A 24772-nucleotide genomic window follows, 5' to 3' on the forward strand; every position below is an offset into this window, starting at 1 on the left:
GGCTCGCTCGGCGCGGGCGCCTACGCAAAGACGCGCAGATGCTCGGGCGCGAACGCGAGCGAGACCGGCGCGCCCGGCGAGAACGCGTCGAGCGCGCCGGTGCCGAGCGGCATCTTCACGAAGCATTCGTCCTGCCCCGGCAGCGCGCAACGCACGCGCACGTGATCGCCGAAATAGATGAGGCTGCGCGCCTCGCCCGTCAGCCGGTTCGCCGCCGCGCCGTTCGCGTGGCCATTCGCGTGGCCGTTCGCATCGCCATTGACGCGATCCGGCGCATGGCCGTTCGCACCCTGCGCCGCGAGGCTCATCCGCTCGGGCCGGATGCATGCGACGGCCGCCGCACCCTCGGCGACATCGCCGATGCGGCGGCCGACGAGGCGCGTGCCGTCGCCGAGCCGCAGCTCGCAGAACTCGCCGTCGACGCGCTCGATCGTGCCGCGCAGCCGGTTGCTGTCGCCGATGAAGTTCGCGACGAATTCGTTGCACGGCGATTCGTAGAGCCGGTCCACCGTGTCGAGCTGCTGCACGATGCCCTTGTCGAATACCGCCACGCGGTCCGACATCGTCAGCGCCTCGCCCTGGTCGTGCGTCACGTAGACGAACGTCACGCCGAGCTTCTCGTGCAGCGCCTTCAGTTCGTACTGCATGTGCTCGCGCAGCTGCTTGTCGAGCGCGCCGAGCGGTTCGTCCATCAGCACGAGCTTCGGCTCGAACACCAGCGCACGCGCGAGCGCAATGCGCTGCTGCTGGCCGCCGGACAGCTGCGCCGGATAGCGCTTCGCGAAGCGCTCCATCTGCACCATCTTCAGCGCATGCGCGACACGCTCGGCGCGCTCGCCCGCCGGCAGCTTGCGCACCGTCAGCGGATAGGCGACGTTCTGCTCCACCGTCAGATGCGGAAACAGCGCGTAGTTCTGGAACACCATGCCGATGTTGCGCTTGTGCGGCGGCACGTGATTGAGCAGCTCGCCGTCGAGGCGGATTTCGCCGCCGGTCGGGAATTCGAAGCCCGCCAGCATCATCAGGCACGTGGTCTTGCCCGAGCCGGACGGCCCGAGCAGCGTCAGGAATTCACCGCGGCGAATGTCGAGATCCAGCGATTTGACGACGAGCGTCTCGCCGTCGTAGGTCTTTCGCACGCCGCGAAAACTGACGATCACATCATCGGACTTCATCGTGGCTGTCCCCTTTGCTGCGCAACGATCTTTATCGAGATGCGAGCCACTATACGGCGCGCACGGTTCTACAATAGGGAACCATTTCAATATTCCCAGTAGGACCACTTTGGATACCGTGATCGTCGCCGACTGGCTGTCCGCCCGTCTCGACCGGACTTCGTCCGAGCCGATGTACCGGCAGCTGCTGCAGCTGATGCAGCAGGCCATCCTGACCGGTGAATTAGGGCCGGGGACGAAGCTGCCGAGTTCGCGCACGCTGGCCGCTGACCTGTCGATCGCCCGCAATACGGTGCTGCACGTGTACGACCAGCTGACGGCCGAAGGCTACGTCCTGACGACGACCGGCAGCGGCACCTATGTCGCCGACACGCGGCCCGACGCCGCCGCGATGCGCGCGCACGGCGCGGGCGCGGCGCGTTCGGACGGCGGCGCGGCAACGGCCGCAACCGCGGCGCCCGACGCACAAGGCGGGTTGTCGATGCGCGGCCGGCAGCTGATCGAGCATGCGGGCGTGTCGCGCCGTCAGTGGGGCGCGTTCATGCCGGGCGTGCCGGACGTCTCCGAATTTCCGAGCCGCACGTGGAGCCGCCTGCAGGCGCGGCTCTGGAAGGAAGCGAACCCCGAACTGCTCACATACGCGCCGGGCGGCGGCTACCGGCCGCTGCGTCGCGCGCTCGCCGACTATCTGCGCGTCGCGCGCTCGGTCAAATGCTCGCCGGATCAGGTCATCATCACGACCGGCATTCATCAGTCGATTGATCTCGCGGTACGGCTGCTGTCCGACATCGGCGATCGCGCGTGGGTCGAGGAGCCGTGCTACTGGGGCGTGCGCAGTGTGCTGCAGGCGGCCGGCCTCACGCTCGCGCCCGTGCCCGTCGATCACGAAGGGCTCGCGCCGAGCGCGAACGACATGCAGCACCCGCCACGGCTCGTGCTCGTCACGCCATCGCATCAGTATCCGCTCGGGATGGTGATGAGTCTCGCGCGGCGGCGCATGCTGCTCGAATACGCGCGGCAGCATCGCTGCTGGATCATCGAGGACGACTACGACAGCGAATTCCGTTACGGCAGCCGCCCGCTCGCGTCGCTGCAGGGGCTCGACGACGGCGGCCGCGTGATCTACGTCGGCAGCCTCGGCAAGATGCTGTTTCCCGGCCTGCGGATGGGCTACATGGTCGTGCCCGAGCATCTCGTCGACACGTTCCGCACCGGCCTGTCGGAGCTGTACCGCGAAGGACAGCTGATGCAGCAGGCGGTGCTCGCCGAGTTCATCATGGACGGCCATCTGACCTCGCACGTGAGACGGATGCGCACGCTATACGGCGAGCGCCGTCAACTGCTGATCGATGCGATCCGCGCGCGCTTCGGCGACACGTTGCCGGTGATGGGCGACGAAGCCGGCCTGCATCTCGTGCTCGGGCTGCCCGACGCATGCGACGATCGCGCGGTCACGCAGAGCGCATTCGAAGCGGGCGTGATCGTGCGGCCGCTGACCAGCTATTACAGTTGCGCCGACACCGCGCAACGCGGGCTGCTGCTCGGCTATGCGTGCGTCGCGCATGAAGGGATCGGGCCGGCGTTCGACACGCTGGCAGCGATCATCGAGCAGCACCTGCCGCGGCACGTGACGCGCGCCGCGTGAGCCGACGGCCGCGCGTGCGGGCCGTTACTGCGCGGTGCCCGCCGTAGCCGCAGCGGCCGCACCGCGATCGAGCGACGCCGCGCGCACCGCTTCGCCCGGTTTCGTAAACACGCGCTGCCGCAGCGCGGCGATCTGCGCGTCGCGATCCTGCGGCGACAGACCGGCGGCTTCGATCTGCGCGCGCTGCACCGCGTAATCGGCATAGCGGCTTTGCCACGACGCGTCGTCCTGCTGCAGCTGCGCGACACGCGCGGCGACGTCCGCACCGAGCGTCTGCGCCAGTGCCGCGCGCGTCGCGTCGGGCGCCGCCCCGCTCTTCTGCCACTGCGCGATCCGGTCGATCGCGGCCTGCTGCGCGTTCGCGCGCTGCTGCGCCGCACGCTCGTCGGCCGGCATCTGCTGATCGAGCGCCGCGAGCCGCTCGGCCTTCTGCGCATCGGTCAGCGTGCGGTCCTGCATGATGCGCAGCCGCGCGAGGTCGTAGCGCTGCCGCCACTGCTCCGCACCGAAAAACGGTTCGCTCCAGTCGCCGAGCGTCCGGTACGCAATCGACGCGCGCCGGTCGAGCGCGAGCTGCAGCGCGCCGAGATCGGACTTGTCGGTGACGGCGCCCGCGTCGGGCAGCTTTGCAAGCGCGTCGCGATAGGCGCGATACCGATGCCAGACGTCGAGCGCTTCCGCCTGCGCGACCGTGCCGTCGAGCTGCGCGGCGATCTCGCGGGCGACGAGCGCATCGAGCGCCGCGGCGTCGATCTCGCTCTGTGCAGTCAGGCAATAGTCGAAGAAATCGCGCACCGCGCGCGACTTCGCCAGATGGCCGCCCGGATCGAGCGGCAAGCGCGGCGCGCTCGATCCGGCCAGCGGCGCGGGCACGCTTGCACCGGCCGGCCGCGCCGTCGGCGATGGCAATGCAATCGCGCTGCGTTCGCCCGCCTGCGATCCGGCGTGCGCGACTTCGATGCCGCGCGGCGGCGCCGCGCCGCGCCACAGCACGACGGCGGCCACAGCCGCACAACCGGCTACTGCATACACGGCGACGCGCCGCATTGGCGACGCGTGCCCGTCACGGGCGGCCATCCGTCAGACGCCCGCGAGTTTCAACCGGTTCGCGTGCGTGCGGATCATTGCGATCGGATCTTCCGCATACGCACCGCGCACGCCGAGCAACTGGTTGATCTCGTCGAGATGATTCCATTTGAAGTTCGTGCCGAGCACCTGTCCGTACAGCGCGCTGCACTTCGACACGAGTCCGTCGTTCTGCCCCGAGCCGCGATTGATCATCACGGTACCCGTGCCGAGCAGCGCGAGCGTCGACGCATCCAGTGCATTCGCCGGATCGACGACCGGATTCGTGCTCGTGTCGCTCGCGCCCGTGACGCCGAACGCGGCATTCGTCGGCTGAATCGCGGTGCCGGCCCACGAGTACAGCAGATGCGTATTGCCGCCGACCGTCTCCGTCGACGCACCGGTCGTGCAGCTGCCGGGTGCACCGAGACCCGCGCTCGGGAAGTTCCGGTTGTAGGTCGCGGCCTGCGCGGTCGTCAGCGTCGTCAGTGCGGCGAGCGCGTCCTGGTTCGTGTTGTGACTGCTGCTCGTCAGGATGCCGAACACGTTGACGAGTGCGGCGATCACCGACGACGACAACCCGGTCGGGTCGTACGCAAGCACGCTCTGCACGAAGTCCGCGAACTCCGAGCCGCGATGCGGGGTGCCGATCGTCGTCACCGACGCGACGAGATCCGGCGCGACGGCCGCCACGTAGCGCGACGTGAGACCGCCCTGGCTATGGCCGATCAGATTGACCTTCGTCGCGCCGGTCGCGGCGAGCACCTGCTTGACGTATGCCAGCAATTGTTCGCCGCGTCCGTTCGGACCGTCGTCGCTCTGGAATCCCGACAGGTTCGCGACGTACACCGTCGCGCCGTGCCGCTGCAGGTCTTCCTGGATTCCGTACCAGTACTCGAGCACGCCCGCGTATTTGTCGGTGCCCGTGAGTCCGTGCACGAGGACGATCGGATAGCGCGTCGCCGCGTAATCGTCGGCCGGCGCGATCGCGGCGAGCGCCGTGCGCGTCGTCGCGAGCGTCATCAACGCGGTCGTCCCCGCGAACGGCGCGGCGCTCATCGCGCACGCCACTGCTGCTGCCACCACCCTGGAACGCATCGATCTGGCCATGCATGTTCTCCTGATTATCGTGCTGCCGGTTCGAACGGAATCGAAGCGATGCAGAGCGCGCCCAAACGCGCCGCGCATCGAATGCCGGAGTGAATCACGACTCGGGAACGTTTGCGTGCCGACTAGATACGGTTCTCTAATCGCTTGACGCGCACGGCGCACGCGGGCGGGGGCACGCCGCAGCCCGCGCATGCTGCGTTCGCACACGCGGGCCGCACACTACAGCTTCGCGCTGACGCGCACCCAGGCAGTGCGGCCCGGCTCGTTGACGGGCGCGTTCGCCGGATAGCCGAAGCCCGCATTGCCGGCGAGATTCAGATGCTCGGCATAGGCCTTGTTCAGCAGGTTGTCGACGCCGACCGAGATCTGCACGGTCTTGCTCACGTTGTACTGCGCATGCAGCGACAGCACGCCGAATCCCGCGCTCGGTCCGAAGTCCTTGCCGACCACGTTGCCCTCGTTCAGCGCATAGCGATGCTGCGGCGCAACGACCCGCCACAACCCGCCGGCCGACCACGCGCCGCGCGTGTACTCGAGCCCGACGCGCGCCTCGAGCGGCGGCATCTGCGGCAACGGATCGCCGCTCGTCGCATTGCGCCCCCACGCGTACGCGACCGAGGTCTCGATGCGCAGCGGTGCGATCGGCCGCCAGCCGACGCCGGCTTCGCCGCCCATGATCTGCGCGTTCACGTTGGTCGCCCGCGTGGTCGGGCCCATCGTGCCGCTCGCGTAGTCGAACAGGATGAAGTCCTGCACATAGCCCGCATACGCGGATACCCACGCGTCGAGCCGATCGCTCTTGTACTGCGCGCCGATGTCGAGCTGCGTCGTCTTCTCGGGCTGCACGGCCGAGAACGCGTTGACCGAACCGGCCGGCCCGCGTTTTGCGGAAAACAGCTCCCAGTAGTCCGGATAGCGCTCGGCATGGCCGATGCCCGCATACCAGGTCACGGGCAGCGACGCCAGATCGCGCTCGTAGCGCACGAAGCCGCTCGGCAGCACGCGCGCACGATCGTCGTCGAACGTCGGGTTCGGCCGGCTCGTCATCATGCCGCCCGTCGTCGCGCGCTTGTCACGCGCGCTCGCATAGTCGACACGCGCGCCGCCGATCACGCGCGCCGTCTCGGCCGCGTACCACGTGAGCTCGCCGAACGCGCCGGCGTTCCACATCGTCGCCTGCGCGTCCCACGGTTGGTCGCCATAGTTCTGCCGCCCCATCGCGGCGCGCGAATCGAGCCGGTTCGATTGCGCGTCGATGCCCGTCACGAGCTTGAACGCGTCGCCGAATCGCCACGTCGCGGCCGCACGCGCGCCGACCGTTCGCCGCCGCACCTCGGACGCCATCCGCATCGGCATGCTGCTCGCCGGATCGGGCTGCCGCAGCGTGTAGTTGTCCATCACGTGATCGGCTTCGTTGTAGTAGACGCGCGCTTCGATCCGGTCGAGCACGTCGCCGAGATGCCGCTTGTCGAACGACAGGCCGAACGTGTCGCGGCGGAAGTGCGCGCCGTCCATCCCGCGCCCCGCATAGCGCGCGTAGCCGTCGCCGGTGCCGGCCGTCAGCTCGACGCGCGTGTGGTCGTCGGGCGTCCAGCCGAGCGCGGCATCGGCGTTCCATTTGTCCCATTGCGACGGCACCGTGCGGCCGTTGCCGTCGCGGTAGTCCTGCGCATGCGCATGATTCGCGATGACGCGGCCGTAGAAATCGGGCGTGCCGGCCGTCACGTCGACGTTCTGGTCGTTGCGGCCGAACGACCCGCCGACGACGCTGCCGTCGAAGCGCATGCCCGGCCGCTCGAAACGCGGCGTCGTGCGCTCGAACAGCACGGTGCCGGCCGAGGCGCCGGGGCCGTACAGCACCGTCTGCGGCCCTTTCACGACCGTCACCTTGTCGTAGCTTTCCGGTGCGATATAGGACGTCGGCGCGTCCATCCGGTTCGGACACGCGCCGAGCGTCGGCATCCCGTTCGCGAGCACGTTGAGCCGCGAGCCGAACATGCCGCGCAGTACGGGGTCGCCGTTCGTTCCGCCGCTGCGGATCGACGTGAAGCCGGGGATCGTCTTCAGATAGTCGGCGCCGTCGCTCGCGGGCAGCGGCTGGCGCGGCGCCTTCGGATCGGTGACGACGACGAGCGGCGTCGACAATGGCGACGCGACGACTTCGACGGGCGGCAACAGCATGCCCGACTCGTCGGGAGACGCTTCGGCGCGACGTGCGGCGTCGGCCGCTGCGGCCGACGCGCTCAGCACGCCGGCGGTCAGCGCGGGAACGGCAAGTTTCAGCATGCGCGGCGCGGGCCGCGCGCAGGCACTGCGCAACGCCGGCGGCGTGCGCAACGAAAAAATGGTCATGATCGAAAGCCCGAGTAGCGCCCTCCACGCGGCCGCAGCGGGCCGCACGGATTCGGCGGAAAGAAAAACGGAAAGTGCGCGTCAGGCGCGCTCGGGCGGTGCGCGCGGATAGGCGCGCGGATAGCGGTCCGGATGCGTCGCATCTGCCTGCGGCGCGGCGACGAAAACGGACGAAACGGGAACGGGAGCGAACGAGGCGGCCGCCGCGCCGCCGATCGCGGGACTATGCGCGAAGAATCCGCAGTAGCCGCATGCGTCGAGCGACGAGCCATGCGCATGCGCGCCGCCTGCAGCCGACGACCGATGCGCACCGTGCTCGACGCTGCAGATCGTGGCGTCGACCGCGCTCGCCTGCGCGACGCGCCACTGCGACACCAGCGGCGCGGCGATCGCGAACCAGATCGCGAATACGCCGAGCCAGGCGGTCAGGTGACGGTGTCGATGCAGCATGCGCGGCGAGCGAGTAAGCGGAATGTAAAGACACCGGATGTTACCGAATGTCGGCGTCGATGGCCAGCCGCGCCGGGCCGCGCCGGGCTGTTAACGCAGCGGGGGCGCATTGTTGTCAACGCAACGATGCGCCCCCGTCGGAAGCTCGCGCGTACGGCACGACCGGATCAGGGCGCCATGCGGCGCAGCACGTCGTCGCGCTTGACGAAATGGTGATAGAGCGCGGCCAGCGCATGCAGGCCGATCACGAAGTAGAACGCGTTGCCGATCAGTTCGTGCGCTTCCTTGATCGTCGGTCTCAGCGCCTTGTCGGGCCCGAACAGCGTGAACGACACGCCGAGCCAGTCGAGCGACACGGGCTTGCCGCCGAGATTCACCATCATGATCCCGAGCAGCGGCTGCGCGATGATGAACACGTAGAGCGCGATATGCGCGAGCGTCGCGAGCCACTTCAGCAGCGCCGGCTGCGGGACGGGTGCCGGCGTGCGGCCGATCGCGCGCCACAGCACGCGCAGCACCGACAGCGCGAGCACCAGCGTGCCCGCGGTGAAATGCACGTTCATCCAGAATGCGCGGCTGTCGCTGCCTTTCGGTCCGCGGATTTCGATCGCGAGATACGCGAGCGCGACGAGCACGAAGATGACCCAGTGGAAGAAGATCGCGGGCTTGTTGTAGCGCACCTGTTGCGCGAGGATGTTTCTCATGCTCGTCTCGGTGTGATGGCGGGGATCGATGAAGGCGGCGGCCGGTACGGTGCCGCCGCGCTGGCATGATTGTAGCCGCACGCATGCGCGGTTTCGCACGATCGTGTCAAATATCGCGCAGGTTCTGCGCGCCCCGCCTATGGAAAATCCGCATCCCGTGCGCGGTGCGCTGTGGCAGGATGGAGCTTTGATGTCGACGTCGTGCGCGCATCATGAGCAAAGCGTTCTTCGTTGCGGCCTACCGGCTGATCGCCGCATTGCTTGCGGTGTCCACTACCGCGCACAGCATCGCCGACTACTGGAACCTGCCGAGCTTTCATCTCGGCAACTACCTCAGCTATTTCACGCAATTGAGCAGCCTGTACGCGGCCGCGATGCTGGCCGTCGGGCTCGGGCACATCGCGCGGCCCGGCTCGCCGCGCTACGAATCGATGCGCGGCGCCGCCGTGCTCTACGTGCTGATCACCGCGATCGTCTACGAGCTGCTGCTCGCGCGTATGGACGCGCTGCGCCACGTAACGCCACCGTTCAACAACTGGGTGCTGCACCGGATCGTGCCGTTCGTGATGCTGTGCGACTGGCTGTACGTCGAGCCGCGCTCGCCGATCGCGCGCCGCAGCGCGTTCCTCTGGCTCGGCTTTCCGATCGTCTATCTCGGCTATACGCTCGTGCGCGGCGCGGTCGAAGACTGGTATCCCTATCCGTTCGTCGATCCGCGGCCGCACGGTTATCTGCCGGTCGCGATCCAGTGCTCGCTGATCGCGCTCGGCGCGGCTGCGCTCGCGCTCGGCATCCGCTGGGTCGGCAATCACGCGCGCCAGTCCGGCGCGGCGACGCTGAAGAGCGGATGATGCGCAACCGCACGTGTGCGCCGTGCGGCGCACACGACGCGGCGGCCGCTCAGCCGCCGTTGCGCGGCAGGAAGCCCATCGGATCGACGACCTTGCCGTTCTGCCGGACTTCGAACTCGAACGTCGCGCGACCGCTCGCGTCGGTGCCCATTTCGGCGACCGGCTGCCCGACGCGCACCGCGTCGCCTTCGTTGACGAGCAGCTTGTCGTTGTGCCCGTAGGCCGTGATGAGCCCGTTGTCGTGCTTCAGGATCACGAGCGGCCCGTAGGCCTTCACGCCCGAACCGGCGTAGACGACGCGGCCGTTCGCGGCCGCGCGCACCGTATGGTCGGGCCCCGATGCGGCGATCACGATGCCGCGCGTCTTGCCGGTCGTAAACGGCGTCGTCACGACGCCGGCCGCGGGCCACGCGAGCGTGCCCGGCTGCGCGACGGCCGCGGACGGCGGCGGCGAGATCGACGTGGCGGCCGGCGGCGGCGCGACGCGCAGTACCTGACCGGGCGTCACCGCGTCGGTCGCGGCCATGTGATTCCAGCTCGCGACGTCCTGCACGCGTTGCCCGTACGCGCCGGCGATGCTAGCCAGCGTATCGCCCGGGTTCACGCGGTAGTAGCCGGCCAGCACGCCGGGCGTCGCGACCGACGCCGGTGTCGACGCCCGCGGTGCCGGTTGCCAGGTGTCGGTCCACGGCGTCATCGTGCAGCCGCCGAGCGCGACGGCCGCCGCGAGGAAGGCGGCGTGCTGCAGCCAGCGCACCGCGGAATCGTGGATGGGAATCGTTTTTCTCAAGGTACCTCCCGGATTTGCGTCGTCGCGCCGCCCGCCGCCCTCCGGCGCGCGACGCGCGATGTCCGGCCGACGGGCCGAACCAACCAGTATCCGACCGCGCTCTCAGCGATCGGTTTCCACTCCGGGACGTTGCGCCGAACGGGCCAGCGGAGCCTGTTTCGCGTCGTCCCGAGCGGCAAAGATACCATTTGTCGCGGTCGGCCCCGCGACAGCGTGCCGTTCCGCGACGATTCGGCGAGGTCGCCGGCGCGCGTCGGAAAGCGGCGGCGGCCGCCGCGCGATCGCAGCGCCGCGCCGGCCAGCCGCCCGCACGGCCTATACTGCGATAGGCCGTCGTACGACAACGAGGAGATCAGGATGAATAACGCGACCTTTCTGTCCGTTCAGCTGAACGCCGACGATTTCGCCGGTGCGACCGGCATCGTCGAACGACTGAACCGCCATCTGCTGTCCGCCACCGACGTGGCCGAGGCGGCCGACGCCCTCGTCCAGCTCGCGAGTGTCGCCCGCCTGACGGCCGGGCCGCGCCACAGTGTCGAGCTGCCGGCCGTGGCGATCGAGCGGCTGCGCGATGCGCTCGACACGCTGAGCGGGTATGACGAATCGTGGCTGCGCGTGCTGGAGCCGGCCGCCGCGCCGTTCATCGACCCCGCGCGCGGACGCCGGCCGCTGCACTGACGCGGCGCGCGCCCCAATGAAAACAGCCCCGGTTCCATGGTGGAACCGGGGCTGTTGCGAACCGGGGACGGATCGTCCCGTCGACCGGCCCTGTGCTTAGCGACCCTTGTAAACCGGTGCGCCGTCGGCGATGCGCTTGACCTGCCAGCCGGTCTTCGCCGCTGCCGGTGCGCCCGACTCTTGCTGGGCGGCCGGCTGTGCGCCGTAACCGGTCGTGTCGGCCGCCGCGACCGACTGTTGCGGGTTCAGACGCGCTTCCGCAGCCTGGATGCCTTCCGGATAGGTGGTGCGGTCGCTGCCCAGCTTGTAGCCGGCCTGCTGGATCTGGGCCAGCTCGGCCTTGACCTGCGCGCGCGTGACCGGCGCGTTTTGTTGGGCGAACGACACGGCGGGAACAGCGAGGACGGCAGCTGCGGCGAACGTTGCAATCAGCGATTTCATGATGACCTCCGGGATTTTTTTGCTCCGCCGCACACACCATGTCTGCAGCGATGGAACAGAGTTTAGTCCCGCGATCACCTAGGGAAAACCATGAAAGAACGAAAACACTGTTTCCCAGGAACCAACAATCCCGGGATTCGAGATCGAAAAACCCTATTCAGGGAATAGAATTCTGCAATAATGCCGCCCTCGCCGCGCGTTACGACCAGTTCGCGTGGAAGCTGCCCGGCTTGTCGGTACGCTCGAACGTGTGCGCGCCGAAGAAGTCTCGCTGCGCCTGCACGAGGTTCGCGGGCAGCCGTTCGGAACGATAGCTGTCGAAGTACGCGACCGCCGACGCAAATGCCGGCACCGGGACGCCGGCCTTCACCGCGGCGACGACCACCTCGCGCAGCGATGCCTGGTATTGCTCGGCGATGCCGCGGAAGTACGGGTCGAGCAGCAGGTTCGCGAGCGCCGGGTCCTTCGCGTACGCGTCGGTGATCTTCTGCAGGAAGCGCGCGCGGATGATGCAGCCCGCGCGGAAGATCTTCGCGATCGTCCCGAGATCGAGATTCCAGCCGTATTCCTCGGACGCGGTGCGCAGCTGCGCGAAGCCCTGCGCATACGAGATCACCTTGCTCAGATACAGCGCGCGGCGCACCGCTTCGATGAACGCGGCGCGATCGCCGTCGAACGGCGCGGCGGCCGGGCCCGACAGGATCTTGCTCGCCGCGACGCGCTCCGTCTTCAGCGACGACAGCACGCGCGCGAACACCGACTCGGTGATCAGCGGCAGCGGCACGCCGAGATCGAGCGCGTTCTGGCTCGTCCACTTGCCGGTGCCCTTCTGCGCGGCGCGATCGAGGATCACGTCGACGAGATGCTTGCCCGTCTCGTCGTCCTTCTTGCCGAAGATCTTCGACGTGATCTCGATCAGATAGCTGTCGAGCTCGCCCTGATTCCACTCGGTGTACACGGCGCCGAGTTCCTCGTTCGTGAGGCCCGCGACGTGCTTGAGCACCGCGTAGCTCTCGGCGATCAGCTGCATGTCGCCGTATTCGATGCCGTTGTGGACCATCTTCACGTAGTGGCCCGCACCGTCCGGGCCCATGTACGCGACACACGGCTCGCCGTCGGACGGCGCCTTCGCGGCGATCTGCTTGAGGATCGGCTCGACGAGGTCGTACGCGTCGCGCTGGCCGCCCGGCATGATCGACGGGCCGCGCAGCGCGCCTTCCTCGCCGCCCGACACGCCGGTGCCGATGAAGTGCAGACCCGATTGCGCGAGCTCCTGGTTGCGGCGGATCGTGTCGGTAAAGTGCGTGTTGCCGCCGTCGATCAGCACGTCGCCCTTCTCGAGCAGCGGCTTCAGCGATGCGATCGTCGCATCGGTCGCTTCGCCGGCCTTGACCATCATCAGGATCCGGCGCGGCGTTTCGAGCGACGCGACGAATTCTTCGAGCGTGTAGGTCGGTACCAGATTGCGGCCGGGGAATTCGGCGATCAGTTCGTCGGTTTTCTCGCGGCTGCGGTTGTACACCGATACCGCGTAACCGCGGCTCTCGATATTGAGTGCGAGATTGCGGCCCATCACCGCGAGCCCGATCACACCGATTGCTTGTTTGCCCATTAGTCAATTCTCCGGAAAAAACGGGGCGCGACCCAAGCCGGATCGCGCACAGGCGAGAGCATAGTGGAAACCCGGCAGCGGTGCGCGCTTGCCCATCATTGATCGGCACGCGGCACGCGCCGGAACACGACGCTCAGATTGTTGGCCGGCATCTCGACCACCTCGGTGCAGTCGAGGCCGAGATCGGCGCCGAGCGCCACGACCGTTTCGAGATCGCGGACGCCCCAGGACGGGTCGCGGCTGCGCAACTGGAGGTCGAACGCGTCGTTCGACGGTGCCGTGTGGCGACCGTCGCGCCGGTACGGACCATACAGATACAGTACGCCGGCCGGCCGCAGCACGCGCGCGGCGCCGGCAAACAGCGCCTGCGCGCTCGCCCACGGCGAGATGTGGATCATGTTGATGCAGACGATCGCGTCGATCGGTGCGGCCGGCCACGATGGGTCGCGCACGTCGAAGTCGAGTGGCGCGTCGACGTTCGCGACGCCCGTGTGCGCGATCCACGCGGCGATCGACTCGCGCGCGAGCGGGTCCGGATCGCTCGGCTGCCAGCGCAGCGCCGGCAAGGCTTGCGCGAAATGGACGACGTGCTGACCGGTGCCGCTCGCGACTTCGAGCACGCGGCCGTGCGCCGGCAGCACGCGGCGCAGCACGTCGAGGATCGGGCCGCGATTGCGCTCGGCCGCCGGCGCCGACCGTCGGGCGGACGGATTCGTCGCGGGGTTCGGCGCGCTCACGATGCGTGCTCCGCGTCGTCGTGCGCCAGCCCCAGCCCGAGCCGCGCGGTCAGCGCCTCGAGCGCCGGCGCGCAGCGCGCTTCGACCTTAAGCGCGAGCATCGGATCGGCGCGCGTGCGGCCGAGGTTCAGCGCGGCGATCGGCTTGTGCTGCGCCTGCGCCCACAGGCAGAAGCGATAGCCGGAATACACCATCAGCGACGAGCCGACGACGAGCAGCCCATCGGCCGCATCGAGCGCCTGCGATGCAAGCGCGACGCGCTCGCGCGGCACGTTTTCGCCGAAAAACACCACGGCCGGTTTCAGCAGCCCGCCGCACGTCGCGCACGCGGGGACGCGAAACGTGTCGAGTGCCGACCATTCGAGATGCGCGTCGCCGTCCGCGGCCGGGTCGGCCTGTACGCCGAGCAGCGCCGGATTGTCCGCTTCGAGCTGCGCCTGGATCGCCGCGCGCGCGTGATGCGCGCCGCAGTCGATGCACGTGACGCCGTGAATGCCGCCGTGCAGCTCGATCACGTCCACGCTGCCCGCGCGCTGATGCAGGCCGTCGACGTTCTGCGTGACGAGGCGTTCGATCCGGCCCGCGCGGCCGAGCCGGGCGAGCGCCGTGTGCGAGCGGTTCGGCTGCGCGCGGCCGACGACCGGCCAGCCGATCATGCTGCGCGCCCAGTAGCGGCGCCGCGCGACGTCCGAGCCGAGGAATTCGTGCAGCTGGATCGGCGGCGAGCGCGTCCACTGGCCGTTGCGGTCGCGATAGCCGGGAATGCCGGAATCGGTACTGATGCCCGCGCCGGTCAGCACGAACAGGCGCGGATGACGTTCGACGAACGCATGCAGCGCATCGAGCGCGGCCGGCTCGGGGGCGGTGACGGAGGGATCGGGGAAGGCGGTATCGTTCATGACGGCGGCGGCGGATCGCGCGTCGGCAGGCCGTGGACCGGCGCGATCGGCCGGCGCGCCAGCACATGATACCGAACGCCGCGCGATCGGGCAGGCCGCGCCGCCGCAAAAAAAGACGCCCATTCGCCGGAGGCGGATGGGCGCTTCAACAATTGATCCATCGGGGTAGTGGATCAATTGGCCTTGCGACGGGATCGCGCGCGCGACGCGCGCGCCGGTGAGCGAGCGGCGGCGCGCGCGCCGGCTCGCCGATCTGCGCGACGCGGACGCTGCGTCGACGAGTCCGGGAGACGGCAGGTGCGGCGATGACAGGCGCACGCGCGCGCGGCGCGCGCAGCACGCGCGGGAATGACGGTTGCGGAGGCACGCGCGGCCATGGCGGTTCCTGCGGGTCGTCCCCGACGGCCGACCGGCACCCGTCGGCCTCGTGCGTCACACGTGCACGTTCAGAACGAACCCGTCGGTCCGGATGGAACGAAAGGCCGCGCTACGTTGCCGCGATCGGCGGCGAGACGAAGGCGCGGGCAGGTCGGCGATTCATGTTTGCGACACGGTACGTGGCGATGCGATCTGTTTTCATTCTGTTGTCCCCGTCTCAGATGCGTCCGACCTCCTGAAGCGGCCGCCGTCGACAGTGCGGCGGCGATCGCGCTTGCGGCTCGTATCGACATGCAAGGAGCGCACCATGCGCGGCCGCACAAGGCGGTGCGGCGTACGCAGCGGCATGCCGCGGCCATCGCACGGCCGAGCGGCTCTCGAACGTTACGAAACTGAAACGTGCGAGACGCCGGTTCGATGTGCAACGGGCGGTCCGCGGAAGCCGCGGCGTCGCGCGACGGCACCGCACGGGCGGGCAATCGACGTTGCATCGATGCACGGCGATCGATTTCCTTACGATCGGCCGACACGGCGCACGGCAGCGGACCCGCTTCTCGCATTGCGCCGCGCGGACTTGCACATTTCGATCAGCCGCCTCAACGGACGACGCATCGACATGCCGCGAACGGATGCCCGTCCACACGACGCCGGGCGCGACGCCATGCGGCGCCTGCGCATCGACGCGCAACACGTTAGCATTCGGCGACGGCGCAGCGCATGCCGACACGTGCGACGCGCGCGACGCCTCACCATAAGTGCCGCACGCACACGCGCTGCGCTCGCTCGCCCGCCCGCCCGCCCGCCCGCCCGCCCGCCGCCAACGAGGAAACGCCATGACTACGACCGCCCGCGCCCGCCCCGACATCGCGTCACGCGTCTTCGCCGCGGAACGGCTGTCGATCGGCCTGACGCTGCCGCTGCTGCGCAGCGGCGACATCGTCGCGGACTTCAACGAGCAGGTCGAACTGGCCGCGCTCGCCGACACGCTCGGCTTTCGCGCGCTCTGGGTGCGCGACGTGCCGCTGAACAGCGCCGACTATCCGGATCCGGTCGGCCATCTCGATCCGTGGGTCTTGCTCGGCGCCCTCGCGTCCCGCACGCGCGACATCGCGCTCGCGAGCGGCGCGATCGTGCTGCCGCTGCGCCATCCGCTGCATATCGCGAAAGGCGCGTTGTCGGTGGCCACGCTGTCGCACGGCCGCTTCATCCTCGGGCTCGGCTCCGGCGACCGGCCGCCCGAATATGCGGCGTTCGGCGTCGATACCGACACGCGGCGCGAACGCTATCGCCGACATTGGGAAGTCGTCGCGGCGGCGCTCGGAACGCCGTCGCGCGTACTGCCCGACATCGCCGCGCCCGATGCACCCGAGTTCGAGCTGCTGCCGCATCGCGCCGATCCGGTACCGCTGCTCGCGGTCGGCTCGGGCGGACAAAGCGTCGACTGGATCGCGCGGCATTCGATCGGCTGGATGACGTATCACCGCGACCCCGACACGCAGCATGCACGTCATTCGATGTGGCGCGCGGCCGTCGATCGGCTGCCGACGCCCGCCTTCCGTGCCTTCGGCGTGTCGATGCGGCTCGCGCTCGACGCGAATCCCGACGCGCAACCCGCCGCGCTGCCGCTCGGCTATTCGACGGGCCGACACGCTCTGACGGGCATCCTGCAAGCCATGCGCGCGGCCGGCGTTCATCACGTGACGCTGAATCTCGGCGCCGAACGCGCGGTGCGCGACGTGATGGAGGAACTCGCGGCGCACGTGCTGCCGGTCTTTCACGACGCGCAGCGGTGACCGTGCGGCGCGCCGTTCGCCGCGCTTCGTGCAGCGCTCCACGACGGATCGCAGATGTGCCGTTGCCGTAGCGAATGCAGCGCCCTGTGCGCATCGTTCGCGGCTTGATCGAGCGCAACGCCGCCCCGCATCGCGCGCGGACTCGGAATCGCTCGCCGCAGGACCGCGTCTTGCGACCGTTGCGCGCCGGAACTATTCGGTTCCGATCGCGATCATGTTAACTTCCGTCCATCGTCCAGCTCGGCGGGCTGCGTGCCGATGCGCGCCCGCATGCCACTCATGCGACATTTGCTCCTCGGCTGGCTGCTCGCCGCCTTCGTCACGGCCGCACAGGCCGCCACGCCCACCCCCGCCGCCGCGTCGGCGGCATCTGCTGCCGCACCGGCACTGACCCCGCAGCAGGCGCGCCAGGCGCTCGCGGTGCTCGAAAGTCCGCGCGAACGCGAACAGGTCGAAACGACACTGCGCGCGATCGCCGCGGTCGGCGCACTGAGCGCGCCGGCCGTCCCGGCCAGCGCAGCGGCGCCGGCGAGCGCCGCGTCCTCGGGGGCCGCGCCGGTCGCGCTGACATCGAACGGCCTCGCGTCGATGCTCGTGCGGCAGGGTTCGCGCTGGGCCGTCGGCATCGGCAACGCGCTGCGGGACTCGCTGCGCTCGTTGCTCGAGGTCGGATCGGTCGGCCGGTGGTGGCAGGACACGCTCGGGCGTGCCGATGCGCGCGCCGATCTCGCACGCTCGCTAGGGCTGATCGTCGCGGTGCTCGTCCCGGCACTCGTCGGCGAATGGCTCGTGCGACGGCTGCTGCGCCGCGCGCTCGCCGCGTTGGCCGCGCGCCGCGCCGGTGCGCCGCGCGAGACTGCGTCGGACGACGATGCGCGCGCCGACGACGCAGCGCCGCCGCACGACACGCCGCCACCCGATGCAGCGGACGCCGCACCGTCGTCGTCGCGCGGGCGCGGCCACGCGCGCCGTCACACGACGCTGCTGCACCGGATGCCGCGCGCGATCGTAAGTCTCTTGCTGCGCTCGGTGCCGCTGCTCGTGTTCGTCGGCATCGCCGGGCTGATGATGTCGTTCGTCACCGACGACGGCACGCCGGTCGAGGCCGCGCTCGGCGCGCTGATCGATATCTACGCGATCGGCCGGCTCGTGACGATCGTGAGCCGCCTGTTCTTCCAGCCCGACGCGCATCAGCTGCGGCTGCTGCACATCAGCGACGCGTGGGCCGCCTTCGCGCAGCGCTCGATCGCGCGGATCGTGATCGTCGTCGGCGCCTGCACGGCCGCGGTCGAGATCGCCGCGAACCTCGGCCTTACCGAAGCCGGTCACGTCGCGCTGCAGAAGGCGGTCGCGCTCGTCGCGCACGTGATGATCTCGGTGCTGATCCTGCAGTGCCGTCGCCCCGTTGCGGCGCGCATCCGCGCGATCGCGAGCGACCGGCCGACGCTCGCGGCCGTCTGCAATGCGCTCGCCGACGCGTGGGCGCCCGTCGCGGTATTCATCGTGATGGCGCTGTGGTTCGTGTGGGCGCTCGACGTCCATAACGGCTATCGCGTGCTGATCGCGCTCGGCGGCCGCTCGATCGCGGTGCCGATCGGCATGCGGATGGTGTCGATCGTCGTGTTCGGCGCGCTCGCGCGGCTGTTCCACGAACGCGACGACGATCGCACGCTCGTCCATCTGCATGCGTACCGCTACTACCCGCTGCTGCGCCGCATCGTGTCGGCCGTCATCGCCATCGTGACGGTTGCGCTGCTGCTGCAAGTGTGGGGCGTGCCGGTATTCCGCGCGTTCGAGAGCGGCACGATCGGCCATCGGCTCGCGTCGGCGCTCGCGACGATCGCGATCGCGGCCGCGGTCGCGCTCGTCATCTGGGAAGCGGCGAACATCGCGATCGAGCGGCGGCTGCAGCGCTGGACGCGCGAAGGCAACCTCGTGCGCGCCGCGCGGCTGCGCACGCTGCTGCCCATGCTGCGCACGCTGCTGTTCGTGATGATCGCGCTCGTCGTCGTGCTGACGGGCCTCAGCGAGATCGGCGTCAACGTCGGGCCGCTGCTCGCCGGCGCGAGCATCTTCGGCGTCGCGCTCGGCTTCGGCTCGCAAAAGCTCGTGCAGGACTTCATCACCGGCATCTTTCTGCTGATGGAGAACGCGATGCAGGTCGGCGACTGGGTGACGCTCGCCGGCGTGTCGGGCACCGTCGAATACCTGTCGATTCGCACGGTGCGGCTGCGCGGCGGCGACGGGTCGCTCTATACGATTCCGTTCAGCTCGGTCACGACGGTGAACAACACGAATCGCGGGCTCGGCAACGCGGCCGTCAAGGTCAGCATCGCGTACGGCGAGGACATCGACCGCGCGGTCGCGACGCTGAAGGAAATCGGCGCCGCGCTGCGCGACGATCCGCAGTATCGCGACGGCATTCTGTCGGACTTCAGCTACTGGGGCGTCGATCAGGTCGACGGCGCGGCGATCGCGCTGGCCGGGCAGATGCAGTGCCGAGATTCCGCGCGCTGGGGCGTGCAGCGCGAATTCAACCGCCGCATCGCGCAGCTGTTCCGCGAACGCGGGATCCGCATTGCCGATCCGCAGCGCAGCCTCGTCGCGTATGCAGCAGGTTCGCGGCGTGAAGATGAAGGCGATGGCGATGGCGGCGTCGATCGGCAACGCAGCGATGAAAACGGCGGCGGCGAACGCGCCGCGCCCGACGGCGCGACCGGACAGCCGCCGGTCGATTCGTCGACGTCGGCGCCGAAGCCGGCGCAATAGCGCGGCCCGCTAGTGCGCCGGCCGCGCTCCGGCGCAGCGCGCGTTACGTCGCGTCCGGCTTCTTCGCGCGCCGCGCACGCGTCGGGGCACGTGGCGCGTCGGCTGCGGCCGGCGCGGCGGCGTCATGCTTTCCCGTACGCTTCGCCGGCGTGCGCGTACGCCGGTCGTTCGCGCCGCGCTGCGCATGCCACTGCTGCAGCAGCAAACGCGTCTGGTCGGCCACCGTCTCGCCGAGCAGCGCCGCACGCGGCGCATCGAACGACTCCCACCCAAGCAGTTGCAGCGCCGAGCGCTGCGCGACATGGAACACCGTCAGCTGGCCGAACAGGCTCAGTGCGCGCAGGCGCGTCACGGGATCGTCGACGGGCCGTCCCGAAATCCGCGCGATCAGTTCGGTCGTCACGTCGTGCAGCGGCTTGCGCATGCGCTTCAGCAGGATCTCGCTCGCGCTCGCCGGCTCCTGACCGCTTTGTTCGCGCGCGAAGAACATCCGCTGGTTCAGCGTCTTGGGCACCGTGAACATCCGCTGCGCCAGCACGGTCAGGATGTCGACGAACGCGTCGATCAGCGTGTCGGCGTCCGCATCGGCGTCGAGCGCCGCGCGCGCCTGCGCGACGGCGGGCCCGAACACCGCCCAGCCGAGTTCGGCGATCGATTCCACGCACGCGCGGTACACGCCTTCCTTGTTCTCGAAGTAGTACTGCAGCGCGGGCGCGTTCACGCCGGCCTTCGCGGCGATGTCCCGCGTCGATGCGCCCGCGAATCCGCGCTCGCCGAACAGTTCGATCGCTGCCTCGATGATCCGCTGACGCGTTTCGTCGCCGCGCGCATACCCGCCGGTCGACGTACGCCGCAGCTTCTTCGCTTCGCTCATGCCTTCCTCGTCATTCGATCGAACGACATTCTACTTGACACATTTTTATCAACTGGAATAATTCTTCCGCTCGGAATAAATTGGATCCTACATGTCGACGCCGCAAGACCCGCCACAGAAAGCAGATCGTCAGGAAAACGGAACAACGCCGCGCAACGGCGTCTCGAAGCGGCGCATCCTGCTCGCGATCGCCGTGCTCGCGGCAATCGGCGGCGCCGTATGGTTCGCCCGCTGGTGGACCGTCGGCCGCTTCATCGAAAGCACGAACGACGCCTATCTGCAGGCGGACAGCATGACCGCCGCACCGAAAGTCGCCGGCTACGTGACCGACGTATACGTGCGCGACAACCAGCCGGTGAAGGCCGGCGATCCGCTCGTGCGGCTCGACGTCCGCCCTTACCAGGTCGCGCTCGATCAGGCGAACGCAACCGTCGATGCGCGCCGCGCCGACATCGCGCGCGCCGAGGCCGAGATCAGCCAGCAGCGCGCGAATCTCGAACAGGCGCAAGCGCAGGCGAAGGTCTCGCAGATCAACGCACGGCATGCGAGCGACGAATACGCGCGCTATGCGCCGCTCGCGGCGACCGGTGCGGAAACGCGCGAGCGCGTCGCCGAGCTGAAGAGCACGCGCGACCAGGCGCTCGCGACGCTCGCCGCCAACAACGCCGCGATCGCCGCCGCGCGCACGCAGATCGCGTCGTTCGGCGCGCAGCTGCAGCAGGCGCGCGCGCAGCTCGAGGCCGCGCAGGCGAGCGCTGCGCAGTCGCGGCTCGACCTCGACAACACGACCGTGCGCGCAACGCTCGACGGGCGCGTCGGCGACCGTACGGTACGCGTCGGCCAGTACGTGCAGCCCGGCACGCGGCTGCTGACGGTCGTGCCGGTCGATGCGATCTACCTCGTCGCGAACTTCAAGGAAACGCAGATCGGCCGCATGCGTGTCGGCCAGCCGGTCGAACTGCACGTCGATGCGCTGCCGGACGATACGCTGTCGGGCGTCGTCGACAGCTTCGCGCCGGGCACCGGCGCGCAGTTCGCGCTGCTGCCGCCGGAGAACGCGACCGGCAACTTCACGAAGATCGTGCAGCGCGTGCCGGTGCGCATCCGCCTCGCACCGAACGAGCGCGCGCGGCACATGCTGCTGCCGGGGCTGTCGGTGACGGTCGACGTCGACACGCGCTCGGCGCGCAACGAGGACCGTCATGGCTGAGCCGACTGCCACCGTGCCGCCCGCGCCGCCGCATGAAGGCCGCGCGAGCGTGACCGACTGGATCGCCGTCGCGGCCGGCGCGCTCGGTGCGTTGATGGCGACACTCGACATCTCGATCACGAACTCCGCGCTGCCGCAGATCCAGGGCGAAATCGGCGCGACGGGCACCGAGGGCACGTGGATCTCGACCGGCTACCTGATGTCCGAGATCGTGATGATCCCGCTCGCCGCGTGGCTCACGCGCGTATTCGGGCTGCGTAACTTCCTGCTCGTGAATTCCGCGCTGTTCATCGCGTTCTCGATGATGTGCGGCTGGTCGCATTCGCTCGCGATGATGATCGTCGGCCGGATCGGCCAGGGCTTCACCGGCGGCGCGTTGATCCCGACGGCGCAGACGATCATCCGCACGCGGCTGCCGCTGTCGCAACTGCCGGTCGGGATGACGCTGTTCGGCCTGATCGTGCTGCTCGGCCCGCTGTTCGGCCCCGTGCTCGGCGGCTGGCTCGCGGAGAACGTGAGCTGGAGCTGGTGCTTCTTTCTGAATCTGCCGGTATGCCTGCTGCTGATGGCGCTGCTCGTATTCGGGCTGCCGTCGGACCGGCCGCAATGGAGCACGTTCTTCAACGCGGACTGGCTCGGCATCGCGGGCCTCGCGATCGGGTTGAGCTCTCTGACGGTCGTGCTCGAGGAAGGCCAGCGCGAACGCTGGTTCGAATCGCAGATGATCGTCACGCTGAGCTACGTGTCGCTCGCGGGGATGATCCTGATCGCGCTGTCTCAGCGTTTCGCGAAACGGCCGATCATGCGGCTGTCGCTGATGCGCAATCCGCGCTACGCGAGCGTGATCGTGATCGTGTCGGCGGTCGGCGCGGGGCTGTACGGCGTCTCGTATCTGCTACCGCAGTTCCTTGCGATCGTCGCCGGCTACAACGCGGAACAGGCCGGCTCGATCATGCTGCTCTCCGGGCTGCCCGCCTTTCTCGTGATGCCGATCCTGCCGCGGCTGCTCGGCAAGGTCGACTTCCGCATCCTCGTAATCTCCGGGCTGCTGCTGTTCTGTCTGAGCTGCATGCTCGACATCGATCTGACCGCGCAGAGCGTCGGCCACGATTTCGTCTGGTCGCAGCTGATTCGCGGCGTCGCGCAGATGCTCGCGATGATGCCGCTGAACCAGGCGTCGATGGCGGCCGTCGCGCGCGAGGACTCGGGCGACGCGGCGGGCCTCTACAACATGGCGCGCAATCTCGGCGGCTCGATCGGGCTCGCGATCATCGGCACCGTGATCGACCGGCGCACGACGTTCCATACGGCCGCGCTGCGCGAGTCGATCACCGCCAACGCGTCGATCGGGCAGGAGCGATTGTCGGCGTACGCAGCGAACTGGTTCGCGCAGACCGGCGACCTCGCCTATTCCAAAATGCGCGCGCTCGGCCAGCTCGCGCAGCAGATCCAGATACAGGCCGTCGTGATGACCTATTCCGAAACCTTCTACCTGCTGGGACTCGCGCTGCTCGCCTGCGTGCCGCTCGCGCTGCTGCTGAAGACGCCGCGCACGCCGCAGCCGATGTCGTCCGGCCACTGAACCCGCGATGAAGCCTCTCTTCCCGCCCCGCCGCCCTGCGCTCGCGCTGTGTGCTGCCGCGTGCCTGCTCGCCGGCTGCACGGTCGGCCCCGACTACCGCGGTGCGCCCGCCGCGCCCGACACGCCGACCTTCGTCCGCGCGCCGGCAACCGGCATCGACGCGGGCACGCCCGTGCCGAGCGCATGGTGGCATGCGCTGCACGATCGTCGGCTCGACGCGCTGATCGCCGCCGCGCTCGCGCACAATCCGGATCTGCATGCCGCACAGGCGAGATTGCGCGCCGCGCGCGCACAGCTCGCGCAGCAGCGCGCGGCCGAACTGCCGAAGGCGTCCGCCACGGTCGCGGCGATCCGCATGCGCGAGCCCGACGTCAGTACACTCGGCGCGCTGTTGCCGTCGAACGGATCGGGCCAGTCGGGCAGCGCACCGGCGACGCTCGGCACGGGCCCGCTGCAGCTCTATTCGGCCGGCTTCGACGCGACCTGGGAAATCGATCTGTTCGGCGGCACGCGGCGCGCGATCGAGGCGGCGTCCGCGCAGGCCGACGCGGTCGACGCGGATCTGGCCGACACGCAGGTGTCGATCGCGGCCGAAGTCGCAACCGCGTACGTCGATCTGCGCGACCGCCAGCAGCGTCTCGCGCTGTCGCGCCGCACCGCCGAACTGCAGCAGCAGATGCTCCAGCTCACGCAGCAGCGCCGTGCGCGCGGTGTCGCGGCCGACGCAGACATCGAGCGGCTCACCACGCAGGTCGAGAACACACGCGCGTCGCTGATTCCGCTCGATGCGCAGGTCACCGAATCGCTCGACCGCCTCGCGATCCTGACCGGCCGTGAGCCGGGCACACTCGATGCCGAGCTGTCGACCGAGGCAGCATCGTTGCCGACGCTGCCCGCGTCGGTGCCGGTCGGCGATCCGGCCGCGCTGCTCAAGCGCCGCCCGGACATTCGCGCGGCCGAGCGGCGGCTCGCGTCGAGCAACGCGCAGATCGGCGAGCATGTCGCCGACTACTTTCCCAAGGTGACGCTGCTCGGCGATCTCGGCTTCAGCGCGACCGATCCCGCCCATCTGTTCCGCAAGCAGAATGCGTCGTGGATCGGCGCGCCGTATCTGCAGTGGAACATTCTCGATTTCGGCCGCACGCGCGGCGCCGTGCGTGCGGCCGAAGCGGCGCGCGACGAAGCCGATGCGAACTACCGGAAGGCCGTGCTCGGCGCGCTGCAGGACGCGAATACCGCGCTGCAGCGCTACGGGCACCAGCGCGACCATGTCGTCGCACTGACCAAGGTGCAGGCATCGGCCACGCATTCGGCGACGCTGATGACCGAGCGCTATCGCGCGGGCGTCGCGTCGATGATCGATCTGCTCGATACGCAGCGCGAATCGCTTGCGGCGCAGCAGAACGTGATCGCGGCGCAGGCGGAGCTGATCAAGGACTACGTGTCGGTGCAGAAAAGTCTCGGGCTCGGCTGGGAGGCGGGCCACGCGTAGCGCATCGGTCGCGCGCGCGTCGTACGCCGGTCACGGCACGACCCGCGTCGACATGGCCGCGCGGATCCGGCACGGCGCGGTTCCTCTCGCCTGCGCCCGTCTTTTCGTTCGCCGAGCCAGAACAGTGCGTTCGATCCATGCATGCTAGCAACGCGGGGCGCTTCG

General features: G+C 69.2%; 20 protein-coding genes. 8 read left to right on the forward strand and 12 right to left on the reverse strand.

The genetic code is table 11. The features are described 5' to 3' along the window. Window positions 1-20 precede the first annotated feature (20 nt). On the reverse strand, window positions 21-1175 hold the full coding sequence (locus tag BCR55_RS18505; protein ID WP_065495338.1) for an ABC transporter ATP-binding protein: 1155 nt from the start codon (window positions 1173-1175) through the stop codon (window positions 21-23). 109 nt (window positions 1176-1284) lie between these two features. On the opposite strand from BCR55_RS18505, the gene BCR55_RS18510 reads away from it, so the two are divergent. Continuing rightward, complete coding sequence (locus tag BCR55_RS18510) at window positions 1285-2820, forward strand: PLP-dependent aminotransferase family protein (RefSeq protein ID WP_065495340.1); 1536 nt, start codon at window positions 1285-1287, stop codon at window positions 2818-2820. 24 nt (window positions 2821-2844) lie between these two features. Here BCR55_RS18510 and BCR55_RS18515 read toward each other — a convergent pair whose 3' ends face one another. The 5 genes from BCR55_RS18515 to BCR55_RS18535 all read right to left on the reverse strand — a co-directional run bounded on the left by BCR55_RS18515 (window position 2845) and on the right by BCR55_RS18535 (window position 8501). After that, window positions 2845-3897, reverse strand: coding sequence for a lipase secretion chaperone (locus BCR55_RS18515; protein ID WP_065495342.1), 1053 nt, complete (start codon window positions 3895-3897; stop codon window positions 2845-2847). A 3-nt stretch (window positions 3898-3900) separates the two neighbouring features. After that, window positions 3901-4995 (reverse strand): triacylglycerol lipase, encoded by a 1095-nt coding sequence (locus BCR55_RS18520; RefSeq protein WP_065495345.1) that lies wholly within the window; start codon window positions 4993-4995, stop codon window positions 3901-3903. A gap of 219 nt (window positions 4996-5214) precedes the next feature. Next, window positions 5215-7347: a TonB-dependent copper receptor gene (locus tag BCR55_RS18525; protein ID WP_065495349.1), complete on the reverse strand. Its 2133-nt coding sequence runs from the start codon at window positions 7345-7347 to the stop codon at window positions 5215-5217. An 81-nt stretch (window positions 7348-7428) separates the two neighbouring features. Continuing rightward, window positions 7429-7797 (reverse strand): DUF2946 domain-containing protein, encoded by a 369-nt coding sequence (locus BCR55_RS18530; RefSeq protein WP_065495353.1) that lies wholly within the window; start codon window positions 7795-7797, stop codon window positions 7429-7431. Between the two features lie 167 nt (window positions 7798-7964). Then, complete coding sequence (locus tag BCR55_RS18535) at window positions 7965-8501, reverse strand: cytochrome b (protein ID WP_053298815.1); 537 nt, start codon at window positions 8499-8501, stop codon at window positions 7965-7967. A gap of 212 nt (window positions 8502-8713) precedes the next feature. On the opposite strand from BCR55_RS18535, the gene BCR55_RS18540 reads away from it, so the two are divergent. Next, complete coding sequence (locus tag BCR55_RS18540) at window positions 8714-9352, forward strand: Pr6Pr family membrane protein (protein WP_053298816.1); 639 nt, start codon at window positions 8714-8716, stop codon at window positions 9350-9352. A 49-nt stretch (window positions 9353-9401) separates the two neighbouring features. Here the strand turns inward: BCR55_RS18540 and BCR55_RS18545 are convergent, their stop codons facing one another. Next, a complete protein-coding gene (locus BCR55_RS18545; RefSeq protein ID WP_065495355.1) occupies window positions 9402-10142 on the reverse strand; it encodes a peptidoglycan DD-metalloendopeptidase family protein in 741 nt (246 codons plus the stop codon). A 357-nt stretch (window positions 10143-10499) separates the two neighbouring features. Between BCR55_RS18545 and BCR55_RS18550 the strand changes: the two genes are divergently transcribed. After that, window positions 10500-10820: a hypothetical protein gene (locus tag BCR55_RS18550; protein ID WP_006404062.1), complete on the forward strand. Its 321-nt coding sequence runs from the start codon at window positions 10500-10502 to the stop codon at window positions 10818-10820. Between the two features lie 96 nt (window positions 10821-10916). On the opposite strand, the gene BCR55_RS18555 is transcribed toward BCR55_RS18550, so the two are convergent. From BCR55_RS18555 to BCR55_RS18570, 4 genes are all read right to left on the reverse strand, one after another. Beyond that, complete coding sequence (locus tag BCR55_RS18555) at window positions 10917-11261, reverse strand: DUF4148 domain-containing protein (RefSeq protein ID WP_006404063.1); 345 nt, start codon at window positions 11259-11261, stop codon at window positions 10917-10919. A gap of 199 nt (window positions 11262-11460) precedes the next feature. Next, window positions 11461-12873 (reverse strand): NADP-dependent phosphogluconate dehydrogenase, encoded by a 1413-nt coding sequence (gndA, locus tag BCR55_RS18560; RefSeq protein ID WP_006414552.1) that lies wholly within the window; start codon window positions 12871-12873, stop codon window positions 11461-11463. Between the two features lie 95 nt (window positions 12874-12968). Further along, window positions 12969-13610 (reverse strand): DUF938 domain-containing protein, encoded by a 642-nt coding sequence (locus BCR55_RS18565; RefSeq protein ID WP_065495357.1) that lies wholly within the window; start codon window positions 13608-13610, stop codon window positions 12969-12971. Further along, window positions 13607-14509, reverse strand: coding sequence for an NAD-dependent protein deacetylase (locus BCR55_RS18570; protein ID WP_175403833.1), 903 nt, complete (start codon window positions 14507-14509; stop codon window positions 13607-13609). Before BCR55_RS18570 ends, BCR55_RS18565 begins: the two co-directional genes overlap by 4 nt. A 1211-nt stretch (window positions 14510-15720) precedes the next feature. Here BCR55_RS18570 and BCR55_RS18575 point away from each other — a divergent pair. Both BCR55_RS18575 and BCR55_RS18580 read left to right on the forward strand, forming a co-directional pair. After that, window positions 15721-16680 carry an LLM class oxidoreductase gene (locus BCR55_RS18575; protein ID WP_053298819.1) on the forward strand — a complete coding sequence of 320 codons (960 nt, stop codon included), beginning with the start codon at window positions 15721-15723 and terminating at the stop codon, window positions 16678-16680. 279 nt (window positions 16681-16959) lie between these two features. Then, on the forward strand, window positions 16960-19449 hold the full coding sequence (locus BCR55_RS18580; RefSeq protein ID WP_065496661.1) for a mechanosensitive ion channel domain-containing protein: 2490 nt from the start codon (window positions 16960-16962) through the stop codon (window positions 19447-19449). Window positions 19450-19492: 43 nt separating this feature from the next. Here the strand turns inward: BCR55_RS18580 and BCR55_RS18585 are convergent, their stop codons facing one another. After that, window positions 19493-20323 carry a CerR family C-terminal domain-containing protein gene (locus tag BCR55_RS18585; RefSeq protein ID WP_006404071.1) on the reverse strand — a complete coding sequence of 277 codons (831 nt, stop codon included), beginning with the start codon at window positions 20321-20323 and terminating at the stop codon, window positions 19493-19495. 91 nt (window positions 20324-20414) lie between these two features. Between BCR55_RS18585 and BCR55_RS18590 the strand changes: the two genes are divergently transcribed. The 3 genes from BCR55_RS18590 to BCR55_RS18600 are packed head-to-tail and all read left to right on the forward strand — an operon-like array spanning window position 20415 to window position 24607. Next, window positions 20415-21533, forward strand: a complete 1119-nt coding sequence (locus tag BCR55_RS18590; protein WP_065495361.1) for an HlyD family secretion protein — start codon at window positions 20415-20417, stop codon at window positions 21531-21533. Beyond that, a complete protein-coding gene (locus BCR55_RS18595; RefSeq protein WP_006404073.1) occupies window positions 21526-23115 on the forward strand; it encodes an MDR family MFS transporter in 1590 nt (529 codons plus the stop codon). The genes BCR55_RS18590 and BCR55_RS18595 overlap by 8 nt, the downstream gene beginning before the upstream one ends. Window positions 23116-23122: 7 nt before the next feature. Beyond that, a complete protein-coding gene (locus tag BCR55_RS18600; RefSeq protein ID WP_065495363.1) occupies window positions 23123-24607 on the forward strand; it encodes an efflux transporter outer membrane subunit in 1485 nt (494 codons plus the stop codon). Window positions 24608-24772: the final 165 nt, after the last annotated feature.

It is taken from the genome of Burkholderia sp. CCA53 (assembly GCF_001685525.1).
GTDB lineage: Bacteria > Pseudomonadota > Gammaproteobacteria > Burkholderiales > Burkholderiaceae > Burkholderia > Burkholderia multivorans.

What these genes read in the sequence shown, in the direction of transcription:
- BCR55_RS18505 (WP_065495338.1), bottom strand. Translation starts at nt 1,175, where the DNA reads ATGAAGTCCGATGATGTGATCGTCAGTTTTCGCGGCGTGCGAAAGACC.
- BCR55_RS18515 (WP_065495342.1), bottom strand. Translation starts at nt 3,897, where the DNA reads ATGGCCGCCCGTGACGGGCACGCGTCGCCAATGCGGCGCGTCGCCGTG.
- BCR55_RS18520 (WP_065495345.1), bottom strand. Translation starts at nt 4,995, where the DNA reads ATGGCCAGATCGATGCGTTCCAGGGTGGTGGCAGCAGCAGTGGCGTGC.
- BCR55_RS18525 (WP_065495349.1), bottom strand. Translation starts at nt 7,347, where the DNA reads ATGACCATTTTTTCGTTGCGCACGCCGCCGGCGTTGCGCAGTGCCTGC.
- BCR55_RS18530 (WP_065495353.1), bottom strand. Translation starts at nt 7,797, where the DNA reads ATGCTGCATCGACACCGTCACCTGACCGCCTGGCTCGGCGTATTCGCG.
- BCR55_RS18535 (WP_053298815.1), bottom strand. Translation starts at nt 8,501, where the DNA reads ATGAGAAACATCCTCGCGCAACAGGTGCGCTACAACAAGCCCGCGATC.
- BCR55_RS18540 (WP_053298816.1), top strand. Translation starts at nt 8,714, where the DNA reads ATGAGCAAAGCGTTCTTCGTTGCGGCCTACCGGCTGATCGCCGCATTG.
- BCR55_RS18550 (WP_006404062.1), top strand. Translation starts at nt 10,500, where the DNA reads ATGAATAACGCGACCTTTCTGTCCGTTCAGCTGAACGCCGACGATTTC.
- BCR55_RS18555 (WP_006404063.1), bottom strand. Translation starts at nt 11,261, where the DNA reads ATGAAATCGCTGATTGCAACGTTCGCCGCAGCTGCCGTCCTCGCTGTT.
- gndA (WP_006414552.1), bottom strand. Translation starts at nt 12,873, where the DNA reads ATGGGCAAACAAGCAATCGGTGTGATCGGGCTCGCGGTGATGGGCCGC.
- BCR55_RS18570 (WP_175403833.1), bottom strand. Translation starts at nt 14,509, where the DNA reads ATGAACGATACCGCCTTCCCCGATCCCTCCGTCACCGCCCCCGAGCCG.
- BCR55_RS18575 (WP_053298819.1), top strand. Translation starts at nt 15,721, where the DNA reads ATGACTACGACCGCCCGCGCCCGCCCCGACATCGCGTCACGCGTCTTC.
- BCR55_RS18580 (WP_065496661.1), top strand. Translation starts at nt 16,960, where the DNA reads ATGCGACATTTGCTCCTCGGCTGGCTGCTCGCCGCCTTCGTCACGGCC.
- BCR55_RS18585 (WP_006404071.1), bottom strand. Translation starts at nt 20,323, where the DNA reads ATGAGCGAAGCGAAGAAGCTGCGGCGTACGTCGACCGGCGGGTATGCG.
- BCR55_RS18590 (WP_065495361.1), top strand. Translation starts at nt 20,415, where the DNA reads ATGTCGACGCCGCAAGACCCGCCACAGAAAGCAGATCGTCAGGAAAAC.
- BCR55_RS18595 (WP_006404073.1), top strand. Translation starts at nt 21,526, where the DNA reads ATGGCTGAGCCGACTGCCACCGTGCCGCCCGCGCCGCCGCATGAAGGC.
- BCR55_RS18600 (WP_065495363.1), top strand. Translation starts at nt 23,123, where the DNA reads ATGAAGCCTCTCTTCCCGCCCCGCCGCCCTGCGCTCGCGCTGTGTGCT.